The following is a 21,065-nucleotide window of genomic DNA, read 5'->3' on the forward strand; positions in this document are numbered from 1 at the left end:
GGCGAGGCCGGTATTCTGGCGCGCGGCGGCGAGTTCACGGCCGCCACCGTGCTTCTCACGGCGAACGGCACGGGTGGTGCCGGCGGCGGCGGATCGACCGGCGGCGCAGGCGCGGGCGGCTATGTCGGCGCGCTCCTCACCAACCGTTTCGAGACGACCGATCCAGCTACGGTTACGGTCGGCACGCTGACCGGCCATTCGGCCGGCATTGGCGGCACCGGCTCCACCGCCGGCGAGAGCCAATTCGGGCAGAGCTACCTGGAAGTGGTCGGCAGCGATGCGACCTTCGAGGATGTCGCCTTCGCGGTGAACGGAGACGTGCCGCGCCAGGATCTGGCGGGCGATCCGCCGACGCCAATCCCTGTCGCACCGTCGCTCGTCCGCGTGGACGGCGGCAGCCTTACCGTTACCGGAACCAATACGCTGGGGATCGCGACCGACGGCGCCCTCGCGGTCGAGGCGCTGAACGGCGGCACCCTGGACGCGGTCAATCTCGTCACCGTCTCCGGCGGCACGACCACGCTTCGGGCGGACAACGGCGTCATCGGCGGCGACAATTTCACGATCAGCGGGGGCAATCTGCAAGTGCAGGGCGTCGGCTCCGGCCGGATCGATGTCGCTGGCACGCTTCGGATGTTCGCGCCCGGCAACATCACGGTGTCCCATCAGGGCGCGCCGGCTGGCGGATCCACGATCCAGGCTGGCTTGGTCGATCTCGAGAGCGACGGCACCTTCAATGCCGGCGCCGGCAGCCTGATCAACGGCGCCAACGGCGTCGATATCCGGTCCGACGGCGATCTCAGCGTCGGCAATCTCGGCATCGGCTCAAGCACCGGCTTCATATCGCTGGCCGCGGCCGGCACCGCCGGCTTCACCGGAACGGTGAACGGGCAGGCGGTTTTCGTCGAATCTTCCGACATCGATATCGCCCAGGGTGCGAGCCTGGGCGGAGAAGGCGGCAGCCTGTCGCTCAACATCCTGGCAAACGGACAGCCCGCCACGATCGGCGGCGACGGCAGCGGACCGGGCTATGTGCTCGATGCCGACGAAGCCCTTCGGCTCGGCGCCGGCTTCATCAACGTGAGTGCGCCCGTGTCGGGGTCTGGTGCGGGCCCCGACATCATCCTTCAGGACCTGCGGGTGAACGGTTCGCTCGCCGGATCGGGCGGTGGTGGCGGAACAGGCCGGACCTTCCAGGTCGACGCGGCCGGCTTCGTGCAGATCGCCGGCGTGGTCGGCATGCAGAATGCCGGCGACCTCGACGCCTTCAACATCTTCGCAGGCGAAAGGGTCGAGCTGACGCCTGGCGCGCTGCTCGGCCTGCAGGGCCCCGACGGCTCGCTGACGGGTTCGCTCAACGTCGTCACGGACGGCGTCCTGGCGGCTGGTTCGCGCAGCGGGATCGGCGCCGGTTTCGTCAATCTATTCGGCGATCAGAGCCTCAGCGTCGCCAACGTCGAAGCGACCGACGGCATCATTTTCGCGAGCGACGGGAAGGCGACCTTCACGGGAGAAGTCTCCGCGCCCAGCATTATCGTCGTATCCCGGGATATCGACATCCTGCCGGGTGCGATATTCGGCACGCCCGGCATTTCCGTGATCACCCTGGGCGCCGTGTCGGACGGTCCCGCCATCGTGATCGGCGGCGACAGCGACCTTCAGCCGCCCGGCGGGAATTATCTGCTGACCCAGAACGAAGCGTCGCTGATTGAGGGACAATCGGTGCAGTTCCTGGCGCTGGACGACAGCGGCAACGCCGTCGCCGATATTGTCATCCGCGACCTCATGATCGACGGAGGCGGGGGACTGGATTTCGTCGGCGTCACGACCAACGGCCAGGTGCGGGTGGAAGGCGCCGTCGACTTTGCCAACGCGGACGCCGAGGACCTCCTTCAGATCATCGCCGGCGAGCGGCTGGAAGTCCTGACGCCGACGGGTCGCATCAGCATGCGTGACGCCCAGGGCGACCTCGCCGGCCAGCTGACCCTGTTCTCGAACAATATCGTGGTCGCGGATTCGTCACTGGCGGGCCAACTCGCCGCCGATCCGAATTTCGCGGGTCGGGACGAAGCGTTGCTCGACAATGATGGACCGGTCAATCCGGCCGGCTACATCCAGGCCGGCGGCGTCGGTCTGCTGACCGGCGGAACGCTGTTCGTCCAGAATACGGGCACGCCCACCAGCTTCGGCGGCATCACCGTCGGATCGGGCGGGCTGTTCGTGACGGGCGCCAGCACCGAAGTGCCCCCGAGCGTGATCGCTTTCGGCCGTCGGGAAAATCCGGACGGCAGCGTCGTCACGGGGAACGCCTTCTTCGACGAGATCGAGTTCTTCGGCGGCACCACCGGCTTCAGCGAGCAGTCGGAGTTCAATACGGTGAACATTCTGGAGGGTACGCCTCCTCCTCCTCCTCCGCCGCCGCCGCCGTCGCCTCCACCACCGCCCCCGCCTCCTCCGCCGGGCGAAGACGTTCCACCGCCGGTGTCGGGATCGGAGGTCGTGCTGGGCCCGATCGAAGGACCGTCCGGCTCGTCCGACACGTCCGGCACCAGCGACGGCGACGGCGACGGTGGTCCGGGTGACGGTTTCGGCGCCGGCTTCGTCGGTCTGGTCGATACCAGCGCGCTTGGCTCGGACCAGCTGATCGAGGAGCCGGTGGCGAGCGGCGGGGACAGCTCGCTGTGGACCGGTGGCGGCGATGAGGAAGACGAAGACGAAGACGGGGATGAACAATGAAGCATCGGATCAGGCCTTCCCTCGCGGCGGCGCTAGCTCTCCTTCCCTGGACCCTCCCGACGCCGGCCGCGGCGCAGTCGATAAGCCTGCGTGACTCGTTCCGCATCGGTTCGGGCGGCGGCGTCCTCTGCTCGGCCCAGACCAGCAGCACCGACGCGGCCCTCAAGGACATGTTCGACCGCGCCTATGCGGTCGTCTGCCGCGATGCCGCGGTGCCCGTGGGTCATCTTTACGCGCTAAAGAACCGCGGCGAGAGCCCGGCCTCGCGGCTGGCGGCGCTGCGGGCGGAAAAGGCGGAATGCGGCCCGGCCGGCGGCGAGGCGATCGACGGCCTCGGCCAGGTTCAGGCCGCGACCTGCCGGATGAAGGAGCTCGACGTCGGCTATCGGGTCTATGAATGGCGCGCGGGCGATACGCTCTATGTGGCGGAGGGCCTGGCCGGTTACGATTCGGCGCTGCGCCTCGGCCTTCGCACGATCGTCGCCGATGAGCCGGTCGATGGCGAAGTCTCGATCGCCACGACCGAAGCCGGCGACCCCGCCGCCTTCGCGCGCGTCCAGGCGGGAACGCTGGATGCCGATCGCGCGATGGCGGAAGCCTATCGCCGCAACAACAGCGGCAGCTATGCAGAGGCCGCGGAATTCTTCGGAACGCTGCTCGACAATGGCGAGGGCGGCAACCGGACGGAAGCGCTGGTCAACCAGGCCCTGCAGCAGTCGAACCTCGGCAATTACACCGAAGCGGATCGCCTGTTCGTCCAGGCCGATACGGCGGTCGCGGGCGACCCGGCCGTCGCCCGCATGCTGCGCAACTATCGCGCCATGCACCTGCTCAACCAGCAGCGGCCGGACGAAGCGCTCGCGGAGCTGGACCGTCCGCTCCCCGAATGGGCGGGGGGAGCGATCGGGTCCGAGATCGAGAATCTCGTGATCGACGCCGACACCGCCGCAATCCTCAACGCCGAATCGGCGATGGCTCGGCAATTGGGCGCCGCCGGCTCCGGCCTGCTGCCCGAGGAGAAGGTCCAGATCCTGGAAAGCCAGGCGCAGCAACTGCGCGGCGCCATCCTGCGCGGACAGGGCAGGCCCGGCGAGGCCGAGGCCGCGCTGAACTCGGCGCTCGCGCGGCTGACGGCCGTGCGCGGCGGTCAGGTGGCCTCCGCCGTGTGGATGCGGGGACAGCTGCTCGGCGGCCTTGCCGACATCGCCGAGCAACGAGGCGACCGCGCCGGTGCAGAGCAGCGGCACACGGAAGCGGTGGCGCTTATCGCTGCTTATTATCCGGGCTCGGCGGCGCTCCTCAACACGCAGGCCCGTCTGGCCGCTTTCTATGCGCGAACTGGTCAGGCCGAGCCGGCGCTGGCGCTGTATCGCCAGATCGTCGACGCCAACGCCGAAAGCGGCAACAGCTCGGCGACCCTTCGCCGGACGCTGGCGCCCTATTTCGCGCTGCTCGCCGACGATGCGTCGCGGCCCGAGGCGGTCGCTGACATGTTCAAGGCGAGCCAGGTGCTGGTCCGTCCCGGTGTCGCCCAGACGCAGGCGGTGCTCGCCCGCGAGCTCAGCGGCGGCAGCGACGACGCCTCGCGCCTGTTCCGCCAGTCTGTCACCCTGACGCGGGACATCGAACGTACGCGGGTCGACATATCCCGGCTCTCGGCGCTGGCCGAACCGACCGCGTCCGACGCCGCCCGCCTGGCGGAGCTGCGGACCCAGCTTGCCCAGATGGAGAAGGACCAGGTCGCGACGCAGGCGAAGCTCGCCGAATTCCCCCGCTATCGCGTCGTCTCCGCGGGCGCGATGAGCCTCACCGACCTCCAGCAGGTCCTTCGCGAGGGCGAGGCTTATTACAAGATGGTCATGGTTGACGATGACGGGTACGCCATCTTCGTTACGCCCACCTCCGCCCGTGCGTTCCGCCTGGGCGTGGACCCGGACGAGCTCGACCGCCAGGTCGACGCGCTTCGCAATACCATCTCGATCGTGGAGAACAGCAGGCTCGTCACCTACCCGTTCGACGTGGAGCTGGCTTTCAAGCTCTATGGCGAGCTGTTCCAGCCGATCGGTGCCGAGCTGGCGGGGGTCAGGCATCTGATCGTCGAACCCGACGGCGCGATGCTGCGGCTGCCGGCCAATCTGCTCGTGACCGAGCGTGCCGGGGTCGATGCCTATCTCGCCAAGGCCGCTCGGCCAGACAATGACGGCTTCGATTTCACCGACGTGAAGTGGCTGGGTCGCGGCCGCGACGTCAGCACCGCCGTCTCCGCCCGGTCCTTCCGCGACGTGCGCAAGGTCGAGCGTTCGGACGCGGCGCACGATTATATCGGTTTCGGTGAGAATGCGCCGCCGGCCGGCGTCGCTCGCACCGAAAGCCTGTTCCGGGGATTGATGGATGGGGGCGCCGATTGCTCTTGGTCAATCGCCGAATGGGGGCGGCCGATCTCGTCGGAGGAGCTTCGCACCGCTAGCCAGATACTGGGCGGAGGCGAGGATACGGCGATCGTCACCGGCGAAGCCTTCACCGACACGTCGATCAAGGGGCGTGAGGATTTGTCGCAATATCGCATCATGCATTTCGCGACCCACGGCCTAGTGACGGCGCCGCGTCCCGACTGCCCCGCGCGGCCGGCGCTGATGACCAGCTTCGGCGAAGGCGAATCGGACGGTCTCCTCACCTTCCGCGAAATCTACGACCTCAGGATCGACGCCGATCTCGTCATCCTCTCCGCCTGCGACACGGCCGGGAAAGCGACTGTCGCCACGACCCGGGAAGCGGGCGTCACCACCGGCGGCGATTATGCGCTGGACGGGCTGGTGCGAGCCTTCGTAGGCGCGGGCGGCCGCTCGGTCATCGCCAGCCACTGGCCGGTGCCCGATGATTATGACGCGACCAAGCGGCTGATCTCGGGCCTGTTCACCGCCGCGCCCGGAACGCCGACGGCGACCGCGCTCAGGGCTGCGCAGACCGCGCTGATGGACGAGGCGGCGACCTCCCATCCTTATTACTGGTCCGGCTTCGCCATCATCGGTGACGGCGCCGCGCCCGTGATCGCGGCGGCCGAAAGTGCAGCCGAGACGGCCGAGGCCCGGGCCGTCGCGCAGTAATGGGCGCGCGGTAAAGATAGCTAAGGGCTTAGCGCCGGGCACTTTTTTTGCCTAAGGTCGTTTCACCTCGAAAACCGGGGGCGAAAGCGTCTTGGGCAGGGCAAGACTGATCATTGCGATAATGGCGAGCGGGGCAGCTATCGTCCCGGCTCCAGCCTTGGCGCAGGCACAGGGCAAGGAGGAAGTAGAGCCCGCCGGCCCGATCATTCCGGACGACCAGTTCGAGGCGCAGCTTCCCGCGCTCGACCCGGCGCTCGGCGAGCCGCTTGAGCCGATCGAGACGTTCGAGGGCCCGCCTGCGGCCGAGGGCGATCCGGCGGAGCCGGTGCCCGATGCCTCGATCCCCGATCCCGCGCTGACCGAGCCGCTGCCGCCGCTCTCCACCTTCGATGTCCGGACTCCTGAGGCAACCGTCGAGACCGACGACGCCGAACCGGCGCCGGTTCGCTACAGCGTCGTTGTCGAGGGTCTGGACGAGATCGGTCTTGAGGACGAGTTTCGCGACCTTTCCGCGCTGGAGGAAGCCGACGGCGAAGCCGCGAACGGCGCCATGATCGCGGCGCGGGCGCGAGAGGATGAAGCGCTCGCCATCCGCCTGCTCCGGTCGGAAGGCTATTATGACGGCACGGCGCTCGCCGTCGTCGAACAGGTGCCGGAGCAGCCCGGGCAGCTCAGGGTCGTGCTCACCGCCGCGCCGGGCCAGCGCTACGATTTCGGTGCGATCGACGTCACGGGCCCGGCGACGGTGCCGCCCGATCTCCCGCGTTCCGAACTGCCGCTCAAGAGCGGCGATCCGATCGTCGCCGCGACGGTCGAGGGCGCGGAGGCGAGCCTCATGCTTCGCCTGCCCGAGCAGGGTTATCCCTTCGTCGACATCGGCCCGCGCGACATTCTGCTCGATCCTGCGACCGGGCTTGGCGACTATACGCTTCCGGTCGACCCTGGTCCCCGCGCCCGCTTCGGCGGCTATCGGACGGAAGGCGATCTCGCCTTCGATGTCGAGCATGTCGGAGTCATCGCCCGCTTCGAGCGAGGCGAGCTTTATGACAGCCGCATGGTCGACGACCTGCGCGAGGCGATGGTCGCGACCAATTTGTTCAGCAGCGTCTCGGCCGAACCGGTCCTGACCGGCGAGACCGCGCCCGACGGCACGGAATATATCGACATCCTCGTCCGTCAGGATGCGGGGCCGCCGCGATCGCTTACGGCCACCGCCGGCTTCAGCACCGGCCAGGGCTTCCGCCTGGAGGGCGCATGGGAGCATCGCAACCTGTTTCCGCCCGAAGGCGCGCTGCGTCTCGCCGGCGTACTCGGCACCAAGGAACAGTCGATCGGCGCTACCTTCCGCCGCTCCAATGCCGGCAAGCGCGATCGCACCGTCCTTCTGACCCTGGAAGCGGGGCGGCGCGACTATCCCGCCTTCGAGGGCTATACCGCGCTGCTTTCCGGCCGCATCGCGCGGGAATCGACGCCGATCTGGCAGAAGCGCTGGACCTGGGCCTATGGCGCCGAACTGATCGCGACCAACGAAACCCGCTTCCGCCGCCGCGATTTCGACCAGCCGAGCGACACTTATTTCATCGGCGGTCTGGTCGGCCAGCTTGGCTACGACACCAGCGACGACCTTTTGAATCCCACCAGCGGATTCCGCCTGCTCGGTCGCGTGAACCCCGAAGCCTCGTTGCGGGTGGGCGTCACGCCCTATATTCGCAACCTCATCGAAGGCAGCGCCTATTATCCGGTGAGCGAGGATCTGGTGATCGCCGGCCGGGCCCGCTTCGGCTCGATCTATGGCATCGACCGAGCTGATCTCGCTCCGTCGCGGCGCTTCTATGCGGGCGGCGGCGGATCGGTGCGCGGTTTCGGTTATCAGGAGCTGGGTCCGAAAGATGCCGAGAACAATCCGATCGGCGGCCGCAGCCTGACCGAGTTCGCGCTCGAGGGTCGCTACCGCTTCGGCAATTACGGCGCGGTCGCCTTCATTGACGCGGGGCAGGTCTATGAGAGCCAATTCCCGCGTCTATCGGACCTGCGCTTCGGCGTCGGCATCGGCGGGCGGCTCTACACCAATTTCGGACCGCTCCGGGTCGACATCGCAACGCCGATCGATCGCCAGCCCGGCGAATCGCGCATCTCCCTCTACGTCTCGATCGGACAGGCCTTTTGATGGCGGAAGAGGCGGACATGGCCGCCGAAGAGGCGCCCGCCCGCCGCTCCCGCTGGCGCACGGCCGCCAAATGGGCCGGCATCGCCGTCGCGGCCTTGCTCCTTCTCGTCGCCCTCGCCTTCGTCGGTATCAACACCGATCCGGGCCGCCGCTATGTCGTCCGCCAGATCAACAATCTCGAAATGGCCTCGGGGCTCGACATCGATATCGGCCGGATCGAAGGCTCGGTCTACGGCAAGCTCACGATCCACGATCTGACGCTGAAGGACCCGCGCGGCACCTTCTTCGTGGCGCCGGTGGCCGAAGTAGACTGGCGGCCCTTCGCCTATTTCCGCAACCACATCGATATCGAATCGCTGGTCGTCCCCCGCGCGCGGCTGATGCGGCTGCCGGAGCTGAGGGCCGGCGATCCCGAGGCGCCGCTCCTTCCCGATATCGATATCGACGTCGGGCGGCTTCAGGTCGGAAGGCTGCTCGTCGATCCGGCGGTGACGGGACAACGCCATCTACTCACCCTTGGCGGGCAGGCGAAGATCGCCGACGGCCGCGCCCAGGTAACCGCCAATGCGCGGGCTCTCACCGCGCGAGGGATTGCGGGTGGCGACCGGCTGGCCCTCCGCCTCGACGCGGTGCCCGAGCAGAACCGCTTCGATATAGAGGCGCGGTTGCAGGCGCCGGGAAACGGCTTCGTCGCCGGCCTGGCCGGTCTCGATCAGCCGCTCGCCGCCGCCATCAGCGGGCGGGGAAGCTGGGCGGACTGGAAGGGACGGGCGCAGGCTTCGCTGGGCGGCCAGGCGCTGGCCAATCTATCCATCATCGGGCGCGACGGCACCTTCACCATCGACGGTCCGATCCGGCCGGGGCTGATGTTCGAGGAAGGGCCGGTGCAGCGGCTGCTGGCACCGCTGGTCCAGGTCGATCTCGTCACAACGCTGGCGGAGCGCCGCGCCGACACGCGCCTCAGGCTCCGCTCTTCCGCTCTTGCCGTTGCCGCCGAAGGTCTGATCGATCTCGGCGAGAGCCGCTTCGGCGGGCTGCGCGTTGCCGCTCGGCTGCTGCAGCCAGGCGCCATCGCGCCCAATCTCAACGGGCGCGACGTGCAGCTGGCCATGGTGCTGAATGGCCCCTTCGCCACCCCGGTTGTCGCCTACGACCTTCGCGCCGCCGCGCTCGGCTTTAACGAGACGGTGGTGCAGGGCCTTCGCGCCAGGGGCCGGGCGCGCGTGGATGCGGACCGGATCACCATTCCGGTCTCCGCCATCATCCAGCGGATCACCGGCCTCAACGAAGCGGTCGGCGGGCTGCTGACCAACGTGCGGGTGGACGGCACGCTCAACATCGCCGGCTCGCGCATCCTGTCCGACGATCTGCGCATCCGTTCCGACCGGATCAACGCCACCGCCATCATCGTCGCCGATCTGGCGAAGGGCGAATATCGCGCCGGGTTGCAGGGCCGGGTGAACAATTATCTGATCGCGGGAATCGGCCTTCTCGACATCGACAGCGATCTTAATGTCGTAAGCCGGGGCGAGGGCTTCGGCATTACCGGCCGTGTCGCCATCCGCACCCGCCGCATCGACAACGCCTCGGCCCGCGATTTCCTCGGCGGCCAGGCGATCGTCACCGCCGCGATCGACATGAACGAGGAAGGCGTGGTCAGGATCAGCGACATTCGCCTGTCCTCGCCGGGTCTGCGCATCACCTCCGGCAGCGGCGTCTATCGCCCCGGCGGCGCGATCGATTTCCGTCTCGCCGGCATGTCCACCGCTTATGGCCCTCTCGCCGTCGAGATCAGCGGCACCGTCAGTCAGCCCAACATTCGCCTTCGCGCCAGGAGTCCCGGCTTTGGCATCGGTCTCGCCAATGTCGAGGCCGATGTGCGCTCGACCGCGCAAGGCTATCGGATCACCGCCAGCGGCGATTCCGACTACGGTCCATTTACCGCCGACATCACCATCCTCTCGCGCGCCGGGCCGCTCACCATCGAGATCCACCGCGTCACCATCGCCGGCATCACGCTCACTGGTCGCGTCGTTCAGACGAGCGCCGGGCCCTTCGCCGGAACGCTGACGCTCAGCGGTTCAGGCCTCGACGGCACCGTGCGCCTCGCCGCCGCCGGCCAGTATCAGCGCGCCGATATATCGGCCCGCGCCAACGGAGCGCAAATCCCCAGCGAGCCGCCGATCCTTGTCCAGCGCGGGATTATAGAGGCGACCGCCATCCTCTATCCGAACGCGCCCTCGATCGTCGGCGACGTGCAGCTGGCTGGCGTCCGTCGCGGCGAGATGGCGATCGAGCAGGCGCGGGCGAAGATCAATTATCGCGGCGGCCGAGGGCAGGCCCAGATTGTCGCTCATGGACGGACGGGGGTGCCCTTCCGGGTGGCCGCCAATGTCGCGCTGGCACCGGATCATATACGCGCCGCCGCCCAGGGGACGATCAACCGCGTCGACTTCCGCTTCGCCCAACCGGCGGATTTGAGGAAGATCGGCAACGATTGGCGGCTGGCCCCGACAACGGTGGTTTTCCCGCAAGGGTCGATCCGACTCGCCGGCCAGTTCGGCGACGTTATGGTCATCCAGACACGGATGAACGATCTCGATCTCTCGCTCATCAACGCCTTCGTGCCTGGACTCGGGCTTGGCGGCAGGGCGACGGGCAGCCTCGACTTCGCCCAGCCTTCGGGTGCTTCCTTCCCGCGTGCCGACGCGCGCCTCAGGGTCGAGGATTTTACCCGCACCGGCGTCGCCACGCTGTCCGAGCCCGTCGATATCGCCTTCGCCGGCCAGCTCCGGCCGGCGGGCGGCTCGGCCGGCGCGGTCATCCGCCGCAACGGCGCCATCATCGGCCGCGCCCAGGCCCGGCTCCAGCCGCTATCACCGGGCGCGGGAAGCTGGACGACCCGACTCCTCGCCTCGCCGTTGTCGGGCGGCGTCCGGTACAACGGCCCGGCCGACGTGCTCTGGTCCCTGACCGGCATCGCCGACCAGCAGCTATCCGGGCCGATCGGCATCGCCGCCGACTTCAGCGGCCGGGTCGACCATCCGCGATTCAACGGCGTCGTCCACGCGAACAACCTGACCTTCGTCGACGAGACTTACGGCACGCGCATCACCCAAATGGCGCTGCACGGCCGCTTTACCGACTCTCGGTTCGAGATCGGCCAGCTCAGTGGCCGGGCGGGGCGCGGCACCGTCACGGGCCGGGGCAGCGTCGATCTCTCGGCCGCCGCCGGCTTCCCGATCGACGTGCGCCTCGTCTTCGATCGCGCCCAGCTGGCGCGGAGCGATTCCATCGGTGCCACCGTCACCGGCGAGGTGGCGATCACCAACGGTCCCGGCCAGCCGGCCCTCATCAGCGGTGACCTGCAGCTGCCCGAAGTGCGCTACCAGATCATTCGCCAGGGCGCCGCCCAGATCGCCGAGCTGGAGGGCGTGCGACGTAAAGGCGAGCCGCTGCCCCGGCCCGAGGAGGTCAACCGGCGGGCTTCGGCCCCCAGCATCTGGAACCTCGACCTTCGCATCCGCGCCAATAACGAGGTGTTCGTATCCGGCATGGGGCTGGAGTCCGAATGGTCGACCGACCTTCGCGTCGGCGGCACCTCGACCAGCCCGATCGTGACCGGCACGGCCGAGGTCATCCGCGGCACCTACAGCTTCGCCGGCACCCGTTTCGAGCTCACCAACGGCGACATCACCTTCACCGGCAGCGACCCGATCGACCCACGCGTCGCCATCACCGCCACCGGCGATGTCGAGGACATCACCGTCACCATCAATGTCAGCGGGCGCTCGACCGATCCGCAAATCGCCTTCAGCTCCTCGCCCGCCCTACCGCAGGACGAGATCATGGCGCGGCTGCTGTTCGGCGGCTCGGTGACGGAACTGTCGGCGCTCGAAGCGGTCCAGCTTGCCGCGTCGCTCAACTCGCTGCGTGGCGGCGGAGGCGGGCTCAACCCGCTCGGCAAGCTCCGCTCCGCGACCGGCCTCAGCCGCCTTCGCATCCTCGGCGCCGACGAAGCGACCGGACGGGGCACGGCGCTGTCGGCGGGCTTCTACCTGGGAGACGACATCTATCTGGAGGTCATCACCGACGCGCGTGGCTTCACCGCGACGCAACTCGAGATCGCCCTGTCGCGGAGCCTCAGCCTGCTGTCGCAGGCCGGGTCGTTCGCCGGAACCGCGGCCAGCATCCGATATCGCAAGGAATATTGACGCGCCGGCCGTCGGGCATTCGTGGCGCCGCACTAGGTAGTAACCGCAATCTAGCATCCGGCCGTCGATTGGTCTTTAGTGCGGCCTTCTTGCCAGCCGGAGTTGCCGATGCGCTTTGCCCTCACCGCTTTGTTGTCCGCCGCCCTCGCCACCGCTGCGCCAGCCCAGGCGCCCGCGTCGGGAAGCGAGGTCTTCATCCACGCCGGCGCCCTGCTCGACCGGCCGGGTGAGGAACCCCGCGGCAACGCGACCCTCGTCGTTCGCGACGGCCGCATCGTCTCGGTCCAGGACGGCTTCTCCCAACCGCCCCCCGGCGCCACCTTGATCGACCTGTCGGACAGGTTCGTTCTTCCAGGCCTCATCGACAGCCACGTCCACCTCTCTTCGGACCGCGCCGGGCAGGAGGGGCTGATCGCGAGCTTCACCGAGAGCGAGCAGATGGCGGCCTATGAAACGCTGTGGAACGCCCAAAAAACGCTGCAAGCGGGCTTCACGACCGTCCGCAACCTCGGCGACGAAGGCGCGACGCTGGCGCTTCGCGACGCCATCGCCCGCGGATGGGCCACCGGGCCGCGCATCGTCGACGCGGCCTCCTCGATCTCGACCACGTCGGGCCACATGGATTCCCGCCTCGGCATTCGTGAGGAACTGCACGAGGCCATTCCCCACGACAATCTGTGCGACGGCGCCGACGATTGCCGCAAGGCGGTGCGCCGGCAGATCGGGCGCGGCGCCGACGTCATCAAGATCGCCACGACCGGCGGCGTCAACAGTCGCATCGGCGCCGGCCTCGGCGCGCAGATGTTCGAGGACGAGGCAAAGGCGATCGTCGATACGGCCCATCTCTATGGCAAGAAGGTCGCAGTCCATGCCCACGGCGCCGACGGCATCGTGCTGGCGCTTCGGGCGGGGGCGGATTCGATCGAGCACGGCACTCTGCTCGACGAAGAGGGGATCGCGCTCTTCAAGAAGACCGGCGCTTATTATGTCCCGACACTGTCCACGGTGAACGGCTATCTGGAGCGTATCGCCGCCAACCCGAATGCCTATCCGCCCGAGGTCAGGAAGAAGATCGACTGGCGCATCGGCATTACCGGCAAGTCGCTGCAAAAGGCGGTGCCGGCGGGCGTCAAGATCGCGTTCGGCACCGATGCCGGCGTCTCCAAGCACGGCCGCAACGCCGACGAGTTCGAATTGATGGTGAAGCATGGCATGACTCCTCAGGCCGCCATCAAGGCCGCCACGGTCAATGCCGCCGACCTTCTCGGTCTCGCCAAAGAAATCGGCACCCTGGAACCCGGCAAGGCGGCCGACATCATCGCGGTCTCCGGAAATCCGCTTGAGGACGTGACGGTTCTGAAGCAGGTCGGTTTCGTCATGAAGGATGGCGAGGTTCACAAGGACGCGCGTTGAGCACAGGCGACTGGGAATATTGGATCGACCGCGGCGGCACCTTCACCGATGTCGTCGCCCGCCGGCCCGACGGCGCGCTCGTCACGAAGAAGCTGCTATCGGACAATCCGGAGCAATATGGCGATGCCGCCGTCGCTGGCATCCGCGCGCTGATGGCCGAGCATGGAGAGGCGCCGATCCGCGCGGTGAAGATGGGGACGACCGTCGCCACCAACGCTCTGCTGGAACGCAAGGGCGAGCCGGTGGTGCTCGCGATAACACGCGGCTTCGGCGACGCGCTGAGGATCGGCTACCAATCCCGCCCGCACATCTTCGCCCGCAATATCGTCCTTCCCGAGCCGCTCTACGGCCATGTTGTCGAGGTGGACGAACGGGTGACGGTGGCCGGCGAAGTGCTTCGGCCTTTGGACACGGAGAACGCGCGCGGCGACCTGCAAAGTGCGTTCGATCAGGGCTACCGCGCCATCGCCATCGTGCTGATGCACGGCTGGCGCTGGACGGTGCATGAGGCGGCACTGGCCGAGATGGCGAAGGAGATCGGCTTCATCCAGATTTCCGCCAGTCACCGTGTCGGCCCGCTGATCAAGCTGGTCGGACGCGGCGATACCAGCGTGGTCGACGCCTATCTCTCGCCGGTGCTGCGCCACTACGTTGACAGCGTCGTGGGGGCGCTCGGAGAGGGCACGCGCCTCTTCTTCATGCAGTCGAACGGTGGCCTTACCGACGCGGCCTCCTTCCAGGGCAAGGACGCGATCCTCTCCGGCCCGGCCGGCGGTATCGTCGGCATGGCTCGGACGGCGGCCGAAGCCGGCTTCGACAGGATCATCGGCTTCGACATGGGCGGCACCTCGACCGACGTCTCCCACTTCGCCGGCGTCTATGAGCGAAGCACCGAGAAAATGGTCGCCGGCGTGCGTGTCCGCGCCCCGATGCTGGAGATTCACACCGTTGCTGCGGGGGGCGGATCGATCTGCGAATTCGACGGCGCCCGCTTTCGCGTCGGCCCGGATTCGGCGGGCGCGGTGCCCGGCCCTGCCTGCTACCGGCGCAGTGGCCCGCTCACCATCACCGACTGTAACGTCATGCTCGGCAAGATAAGGCCGGAGCATTTCCCGACCGTCTTCGGTCCCGCCGGCGATGAGCCGATCGATGCAGAGATTGTCGCGAGCAGGTTCGAGGCGCTAGCGGGTGAGGTCGAAGCCACAACCGGCAACCGCCTCGCGCCGCAGGAGATCGCCGAGGGCTTCGTCCGCATCGCCGTCGACAACATGGGGAGCGCCATCAAGCAGATCTCGATCGCCCGCGGCCACGACGTCACCCGCTACACCCTCGCCTGCTTCGGCGGCGCCGGCGGTCAGCATGCCTGCCTCGTCGCCGACGCGCTCGGCATGACGCGCGTGATGATCCACCCCCTCGCCGGTGTCCTTTCCGCCTACGGCATGGGCCGCGCCGACATGACGGAACTGAGGCAACGGACCTTTGGCCGTCGGCTGGAGGAAGCGACAGGGCTAACCTCTCTGCTCGACGAGTTGGCCGAAGACGGGAGCGCCGCGCTCCTCGGCCAAGGGGTCTCCGCCGAGGCCATCGAAATCCAGCGCCGCGCCGCGCTCCGCTATGACGGCAGCGACAGCACGCTTGAGGTGGAGGTCTCAGAACCCCAGCGCATGCGAGCGGAGTTCGAAACTCTCCACCGCGCGCGCTTCGGCTTCGTCGCCGAAGAGACGCCGTTGGTCATCGAAACGGCCATTGCGGAGGCGGTTGGCAAGACGGTGGATTCGAGTTCCCCGGCGAAGGCCGGGGTCCAGACCAGCGCCTCAGCTGGACCCCGGCCTTCGCCGGGGAACCTCTACGACCGATCCGTTCTCGGTCCGGACAGCCTCATTCCCGGCCCCGCCATCATCATCGATCCCTCTTCCACCACCGTGGTCGAGCCCGGCTGGCAGGCGGAGGTGGACGCACACGGCAATCTCATCCTCACCCGCGCCGAAGCGCGCGAGACCGCGACGGCGATCGGCACCGATGTCGACCCGGTCATGCTCGAGATTTTCAACAATCTCTTCATGGCGATCGCCGAGGAGATGGGCGTCGCGCTCCAGAACACGGCCTCGTCGGTCAACATCAAGGAACGGCTCGATTTCTCCTGCGCCGTCTTCGACCGCGAGGGCGCCCTCATCGCCAACGCGCCCCATATCCCTGTTCATCTGGGTTCGATGGGCGACAGCATCCGCACCATCATCGAGGCGCGCGGCGATGCACGAGACGGACGTGGCATGAAGCCGGGCGACGTTTACGTCCTGAACGCCCCCTATCGGGGCGGGACGCACTTGCCCGACATCACGGTCATCATGCCGGTATTCGTAGACGAGGATGACAATCCCGCCTGGTATGTCGCCGCGCGCGGCCATCATGCCGACATCGGCGGCATCGCTCCCGGATCGATGCCGCCGGACAGTCAGACAGTGCACGAGGAAGGGGTGCTGATCGACAATCAGCTTCTCGTCGACGCCGGCCATTTCCGGGAGGCCGAGACGCGCGCGCTCCTCGCTTCGGGCGAATGGCCGGCGCGCAAGCCCGATCGCAACATCTCGGACCTGAAGGCCCAGGTCGCCGCCTGCGCGCGCGGAGCCGCCGAGCTCCGCCGCGTCGCCGCCGAATATGGGCGGGGCGTGATCGACGCCTATATGAGCCACGTCATGGCCAATGCCGAAGAGGCGGTGCGGCGCCTGATCGATGGCCTGAAAGACGGCGATTTCTCCTATGAGATGGACAATGGCGCCGTCGTGAAGGTCTCCGTATCGGTCGATCGCGCCGCCCGCTCCGCCGTCATCGACTTCACCGGCACCAGTGACCAGCAGCCCAACAATTTCAACGCGCCCTATTCAATCTGCCGCGCGGCGACGCTCTACGTGTTCCGCACCCTGGTCGACGATATTATTCCGATGAACGACGGGTGCCTCCGCCCGATCACCCTCAAGGTGCCGGAAGGCTCGATGCTCAATCCGCATTATCCCGCGGCGGTCGTGGCGGGTAATGTCGAGACCAGCCAGGTCATCACCGACACGCTCTTCGCCGCCTGCGGCGCGCTGGCGCCGAGCCAGGGGACGATGAACAATTTCACCTTCGGCAACGAGCGCCACCAATATTACGAAACGATCGCCGGCGGCGCTGGGGCCGGGCCGGACTTCGACGGCGCCAGCGCGGTCCAGACCCACATGACCAACAGCCGGCTTACCGATCCCGAAATACTGGAGACGCGATTTCCGGTTTTGCTCGAACGCTTCGCCATCCGTCGCGGTTCGGGCGGGGAGGGGGCGCATCGCGGCGGCGACGGCGCCGAGCGCCACATCCGTTTCCTGGAGCCGATGCGGGCCGGCATCCTTTCCAACCGCCGCCGCGTCCCGCCCTCGGGACTGGCGGGTGGCGGTGCGGCGAAGGCGGGAATCAATCGCGTCGTGCGAAGCGACGGTGCGGTCGAGGAGCTCACCGCCACCGCCACCGCCGAGATGGAGGCGGGCGATATGTTCGTGATCGAGACGCCCGGCGGGGGAGGCTTCGGCGCCCCATGAACGACCTTCTCGTCCTTTCCGGAATTCTTATCGTCGTCATCGGCTTCCTGCTTCGGCTCAACCCGCTGCTGGTCGTCACCGTCGCCGCTTTTGCCACCGGCCTCGCCGCCGGGCTCGATCTCGTCGCCGTCGTCTCCGCCTTCGGCAAGGCGTTCAACGAGAACCGCTATGTCAGCATCGTCTGGATACTGCTTCCCGTCATCGGCCTTCTCGAGCGCTATGGCCTCCAGCAACGCGCTCGCGCCCTCATCGGCAAGCTCAAGACCGCGACAACCGGGCGGCTGCTGCTCGTCTATCTCCTCTTCCGCCAGGTGACGGCCGCGCTCGGCCTGACCTCGGTCGCGGGGCACCCCCAGACCGTCCGCCCGATCGTCGCGCCGATGGCCGAGGCGGCGGCCGAGCAGCAGCATGGCGACCTCGACGGGCCGACGCGCGAGAAGGTGAAGGCCTATTCCGCCGCCACCGACAATGTCGGCCTCTTCTTCGGCGAGGACATCTTCATTGCCATCGGCTCCATCCTGCTGATGAAGGGCTTTCTCGAACAATATGGCATCATCTTGGAGCCGCTCGAACTTTCCGTCTGGGCGATCCCGACGGCGATCGCCGCCTTCCTGATCCACGGCACGCGCCTGCTGCTGCTCGACCGGCGGCTGAAGCGGAGGCGCAGCGAATGATCACACTCGACTGGCTTTACGCGCTGGCAGGGGCGATGTTCGCGGCTTTCGCCCTGCTGAGTGCGTTGGACCGCACCAACGGCAAGCGTTTCGGCAACGCCGCCTTCTGGGGCCTGCTCGCCGTCAGCTTCTTCGCCGGCGACAGCCTCGGCGATTTCGGCAACGGCATCCTGGTCCTGTGCCTCGTTGGCCTCGCCGGCTTCCACGCCCTTGGTCGCGGCGATCCGCCGACCACAACCGATGGCGAGCGGATCGACTATTCGAAGGCGCTCGGCAACAAGCTCTTCCTCCCCGCTCTCGTCATCCCCGCGACCGCGCTGCTCGGCACGTTCTTCCTCAAGGACAGCGGCCTCATCGATCCCGGCCAGGTGACCTTGATCTCCCTCGGCTTGGGCGTGCTCATCGCCGTCGCCGTCTGCTTCATCTGGCTCAGACCACCAGCGCTCGCGCCCCTGCAGGAAGGGCGGCGGCTGATGGACTCCGTCGGGTGGGCGGCGGTGCTGCCGCAGATGCTGGCCGCCCTGGGCGCCGTCTTCGCCATGGCTGGAGTGGGTGAGGTCGTGGGCGGCATCGCGGGCCAGGTGATTCCCGACGGCAACCTGTTCGCCGCCGTCGCCACCTTCGCGGTCGGTATGGCGCTTTTCACCATGATCATGGGCAATGCCTTCGCCGCCTTCCCGGTGATGACGGCCGCGATCGGCCTTCCGATCCTCATCCATCAATATGGCGGCGAGCCCGCTATCGTCTGCGCGATTGGCATGCTCGCGGGCTTTTGCGGGACCTTGATGACCCCGATGGCCGCCAACTTCAACATCGTCCCCGCCGTTCTCCTCGACCTCAAGGACCAGAACGGCGTGGTGAAGGCGCAGGTCGGCACGGCCATCCCGCTGTTCTTCGTCAACCTCCTCCTCATCTATTTCCTGGCCTTCTGATGACCCACGCTCTGACCCCCGAAACCGCCGCCCGCTTCGCCGAGATCGCGCTCGGCCATGTCACGCGCGAATATCCGCATAAGCTCGACCATGTGATGGACGGGCCGGAGGATGTGCTCGGCCCCCGCGCCCTCCATCCCATCTTCTTCGGCAGCTTCGACTGGCACAGCTGCGTGCACGGATATTGGCTGCTGCTGACGGTGCGGCGGTTGTGTCCCGATCTGCCCGTCTGCCGCCGCATCGAGGCGCTAGCGGACGAGATGCTGTCACCGGGCAAGGTGGCCGGCGAGCGCGCCTATCTGCTCCGCGCCTATTCCGGTGGGTTCGAGCGGCCCTATGGCTGGGCCTGGCTGCTGGCGCTGCATCGCGAGGCGGCGCGGCATGGAGACAGGGAATGGCACCAAGCGCTGGCGCCGCTTGCCGCCGACTTCGCAGATCGCTTCCACCTCTACCTGCCCAAGCTCACCTATCCCATCCGCACCGGAACCCATTTCAACACCGCGTTTGCGCTTATCCTCGCGCTCGAATGGGCCGAGGAGAATGACGACGACCTCGCGGCCCTTATCCGCGCTCGCGCCGCGGATTATTATGGCGGAGACCGAGGCTGCCCCGGCTGGGAGCCGGGCGGAGATGACTTCCTCTCCTCCGCTCTGGTCGAGGCGCTGTGCATGAAACGCGTTCTCCCGCGCGCCGAATTCCGCGACTGGTTCGGGCGCTTCCTGCCGGATCTCGCCGCCGGCGAACCGCCGAGCCTGTTCACGCCGGCCACTGTGTCGGATCGTTCCGACGGCAAGATCGCCCACCTCGACGGCTTCAACCTCACCCGCGCCTGGTGCTGGCGCGGCCTTGCGGACGCGCTGGCACCCGAGCTGGCGACGCTCGCCCACGACACGGCGGAGACGCATCTCGACGCCAGCCTGCCGCACGTCGCCGGCGACTATATGGGCGAGCATTGGCTCGCGACCTTCGCTTTGCTCGCCCTGGGAGCCGCCAATGTCTGAAGCCTATATCGTCGAAGCCCTGAGGACCGCCGGCGGTCGCCGCGGCGGTGCGCTCAAGGACTGGCACCCGGCCGATCTTGGCGCCCAGGTGCTGAACGCGCTGGTCGACCGCACGGACATTGACCCGGAGGCGGTCGAGGATGTGATCGTCGGCTGTGTCAGCCAGGTCGGCGAGCAAAGCTTTCATGTCGGCCGCAACATGGTGCTCGCCTCCAGGCTTCCCGACAGCGTTCCCGCCGTTACCATCGACCGGCAATGCGGCTCTTCGCAGCAGGCGCTGCATTTCGCTGCCCAGGCGGTGATGAGCGGCACGCAGGACGTAGTCATCGCGGCCGGCGTCGAGAGCATGACGCGAGTGCCGATGGGTACCCCCTTCATCCTCCCCGCCCAGGCCGGCATCGGCACCGGTCCCTGGACCCGGCGCATCCTCGGCCGCTACGGCGTCACCGAATTCAGCCAGTTTACCGGCGCCGAGATGATGGCCGAAAAATATGGCTTCAGCCGCGAGGCGCTGGACCGCTTCGCGCTGGAAAGTCACCGGAAGGCAGCGCGCGCGACGGAGGACGGCGCGTTCGACCGGGAGATCATGCCCGTTGCCGTCGTCGGCGAGAATCGCAAGGAGCGGCTCCATGGCGCCGACGAAGGCATCCGCTTCGACGCGTCGATGGAGGCGTTGGGTTCTCTCAAGACGTTGAAGGAGGGCGGAACGATCACCGCCGGCAATGCCAGCCAGGTCTGCGACGGCGCAAGCGGTGTGCTGGTGGTGAGCGAAAGGGCGTTGAAAGCGCACGGCCTGACGCCGCTCGCCCGCGTCCACAATCTCACGGTCACCGCCGGCGACCCGGTAATCATGCTGGAGGAGCCCATCCCGGCGACCCGTCGGGCGCTGGAACGGGCCGGCATGCGTATCGGCGACATTGATCTTTACGAGGTCAACGAAGCCTTTGCCCCGGTCCCGCTCGCCTGGCTCGGCGAGATCGGCGCCGATCCGGAGAGGCTCAACGTCAACGGCGGCGCCATCGCTCTCGGCCATCCGCTCGGCGCGTCGGGGACGAAGCTTATGGCGACTTTAATCCATAGTCTCCACACTCGCGGCAAGCGCTGGGGTCTCCAGACGATGTGCGAAGGCGGCGGCATCGCCAACGTCACTATCGTCGAGGCGCTATGAGCACGGCCCTATCGGGAAAGGACGGCGGGGGCAGAATCGAACGGCAAAAGTAAGTATTTGAAAGCAGTGTATTAATCCAGATACCGTCAG

At 67.5% G+C, this 21,065-nt stretch carries 10 protein-coding genes; all 10 read left to right on the forward strand.

Annotated elements, in window-relative coordinates; all coding sequences use genetic code 11:
* Nucleotides 1-2,736: beta strand repeat-containing protein (locus VIR62_RS11855; protein ID WP_431871521.1), on the forward strand; the 2,736-nt coding region annotated here is incomplete at its 5' end.
* On the forward strand, nt 2,733-5,840 hold the full coding sequence (locus VIR62_RS11860) for a CHAT domain-containing protein (RefSeq protein ID WP_431871523.1): 3,108 nt from the start codon (nt 2,733-2,735) through the stop codon (nt 5,838-5,840). The genes VIR62_RS11855 and VIR62_RS11860, both read left to right, overlap by 4 nt.
* Nucleotides 5,841-5,961: 121 nt before the next feature.
* Nucleotides 5,962-8,007 carry a BamA/TamA family outer membrane protein gene (locus tag VIR62_RS11865; RefSeq protein WP_431871524.1) on the forward strand — a complete coding sequence of 682 codons (2,046 nt, stop codon included), beginning with the start codon at nt 5,962-5,964 and terminating at the stop codon, nt 8,005-8,007.
* Between the two features lie 17 nt (nt 8,008-8,024).
* On the forward strand, nt 8,025-12,221 hold the full coding sequence (locus tag VIR62_RS11870; RefSeq protein WP_431871526.1) for a translocation/assembly module TamB domain-containing protein: 4,197 nt from the start codon (nt 8,025-8,027) through the stop codon (nt 12,219-12,221).
* Nucleotides 12,222-12,329: 108 nt separating this feature from the next.
* Entirely contained in the window at nt 12,330-13,634 is a 1,305-nt protein-coding gene (locus tag VIR62_RS11875) for an amidohydrolase family protein (protein ID WP_431871528.1), read from the forward strand.
* On the forward strand, nt 13,631-17,200 hold the full coding sequence (locus tag VIR62_RS11880) for a hydantoinase B/oxoprolinase family protein (RefSeq protein WP_431871530.1): 3,570 nt from the start codon (nt 13,631-13,633) through the stop codon (nt 17,198-17,200). Before VIR62_RS11875 ends, VIR62_RS11880 begins: the two co-directional genes overlap by 4 nt.
* On the forward strand, nt 17,197-17,874 hold the full coding sequence (locus VIR62_RS11885) for a DUF969 domain-containing protein (protein WP_431871532.1): 678 nt from the start codon (nt 17,197-17,199) through the stop codon (nt 17,872-17,874). The genes VIR62_RS11880 and VIR62_RS11885 overlap by 4 nt, the downstream gene beginning before the upstream one ends.
* Nucleotides 17,871-18,806 (forward strand): DUF979 domain-containing protein, encoded by a 936-nt coding sequence (locus VIR62_RS11890; protein ID WP_431871534.1) that lies wholly within the window; start codon nt 17,871-17,873, stop codon nt 18,804-18,806. Before VIR62_RS11885 ends, VIR62_RS11890 begins: the two co-directional genes overlap by 4 nt.
* Nucleotides 18,806-19,807: a DUF2891 domain-containing protein gene (locus tag VIR62_RS11895; protein ID WP_431871536.1), complete on the forward strand. Its 1,002-nt coding sequence runs from the start codon at nt 18,806-18,808 to the stop codon at nt 19,805-19,807. Before VIR62_RS11890 ends, VIR62_RS11895 begins: the two co-directional genes overlap by 1 nt.
* On the forward strand, nt 19,800-20,975 hold the full coding sequence (locus VIR62_RS11900) for an acetyl-CoA C-acetyltransferase (protein WP_431871538.1): 1,176 nt from the start codon (nt 19,800-19,802) through the stop codon (nt 20,973-20,975). Before VIR62_RS11895 ends, VIR62_RS11900 begins: the two co-directional genes overlap by 8 nt.
* Nucleotides 20,976-21,065 lie beyond the last annotated feature (90 nt).

The organism is Allosphingosinicella sp. (assembly GCF_036570505.1).
In the GTDB taxonomy this organism is placed as follows: Bacteria; Pseudomonadota; Alphaproteobacteria; order Sphingomonadales; family Sphingomonadaceae; genus Allosphingosinicella.

Bases quoted from the DNA above. Each gene is read 5' to 3' on its own strand.
- VIR62_RS11860 (WP_431871523.1), top strand. From the start codon at position 2,733: ATGAAGCATCGGATCAGGCCTTCCCTCGCGGCGGCGCTAGCTCTCCTT.
- VIR62_RS11865 (WP_431871524.1), top strand. From the start codon at position 5,962: ATGGCGAGCGGGGCAGCTATCGTCCCGGCTCCAGCCTTGGCGCAGGCA.
- VIR62_RS11870 (WP_431871526.1), top strand. From the start codon at position 8,025: ATGGCCGCCGAAGAGGCGCCCGCCCGCCGCTCCCGCTGGCGCACGGCC.
- VIR62_RS11875 (WP_431871528.1), top strand. From the start codon at position 12,330: ATGCGCTTTGCCCTCACCGCTTTGTTGTCCGCCGCCCTCGCCACCGCT.
- VIR62_RS11885 (WP_431871532.1), top strand. From the start codon at position 17,197: ATGAACGACCTTCTCGTCCTTTCCGGAATTCTTATCGTCGTCATCGGC.
- VIR62_RS11890 (WP_431871534.1), top strand. From the start codon at position 17,871: ATGATCACACTCGACTGGCTTTACGCGCTGGCAGGGGCGATGTTCGCG.
- VIR62_RS11895 (WP_431871536.1), top strand. From the start codon at position 18,806: ATGACCCACGCTCTGACCCCCGAAACCGCCGCCCGCTTCGCCGAGATC.
- VIR62_RS11900 (WP_431871538.1), top strand. From the start codon at position 19,800: ATGTCTGAAGCCTATATCGTCGAAGCCCTGAGGACCGCCGGCGGTCGC.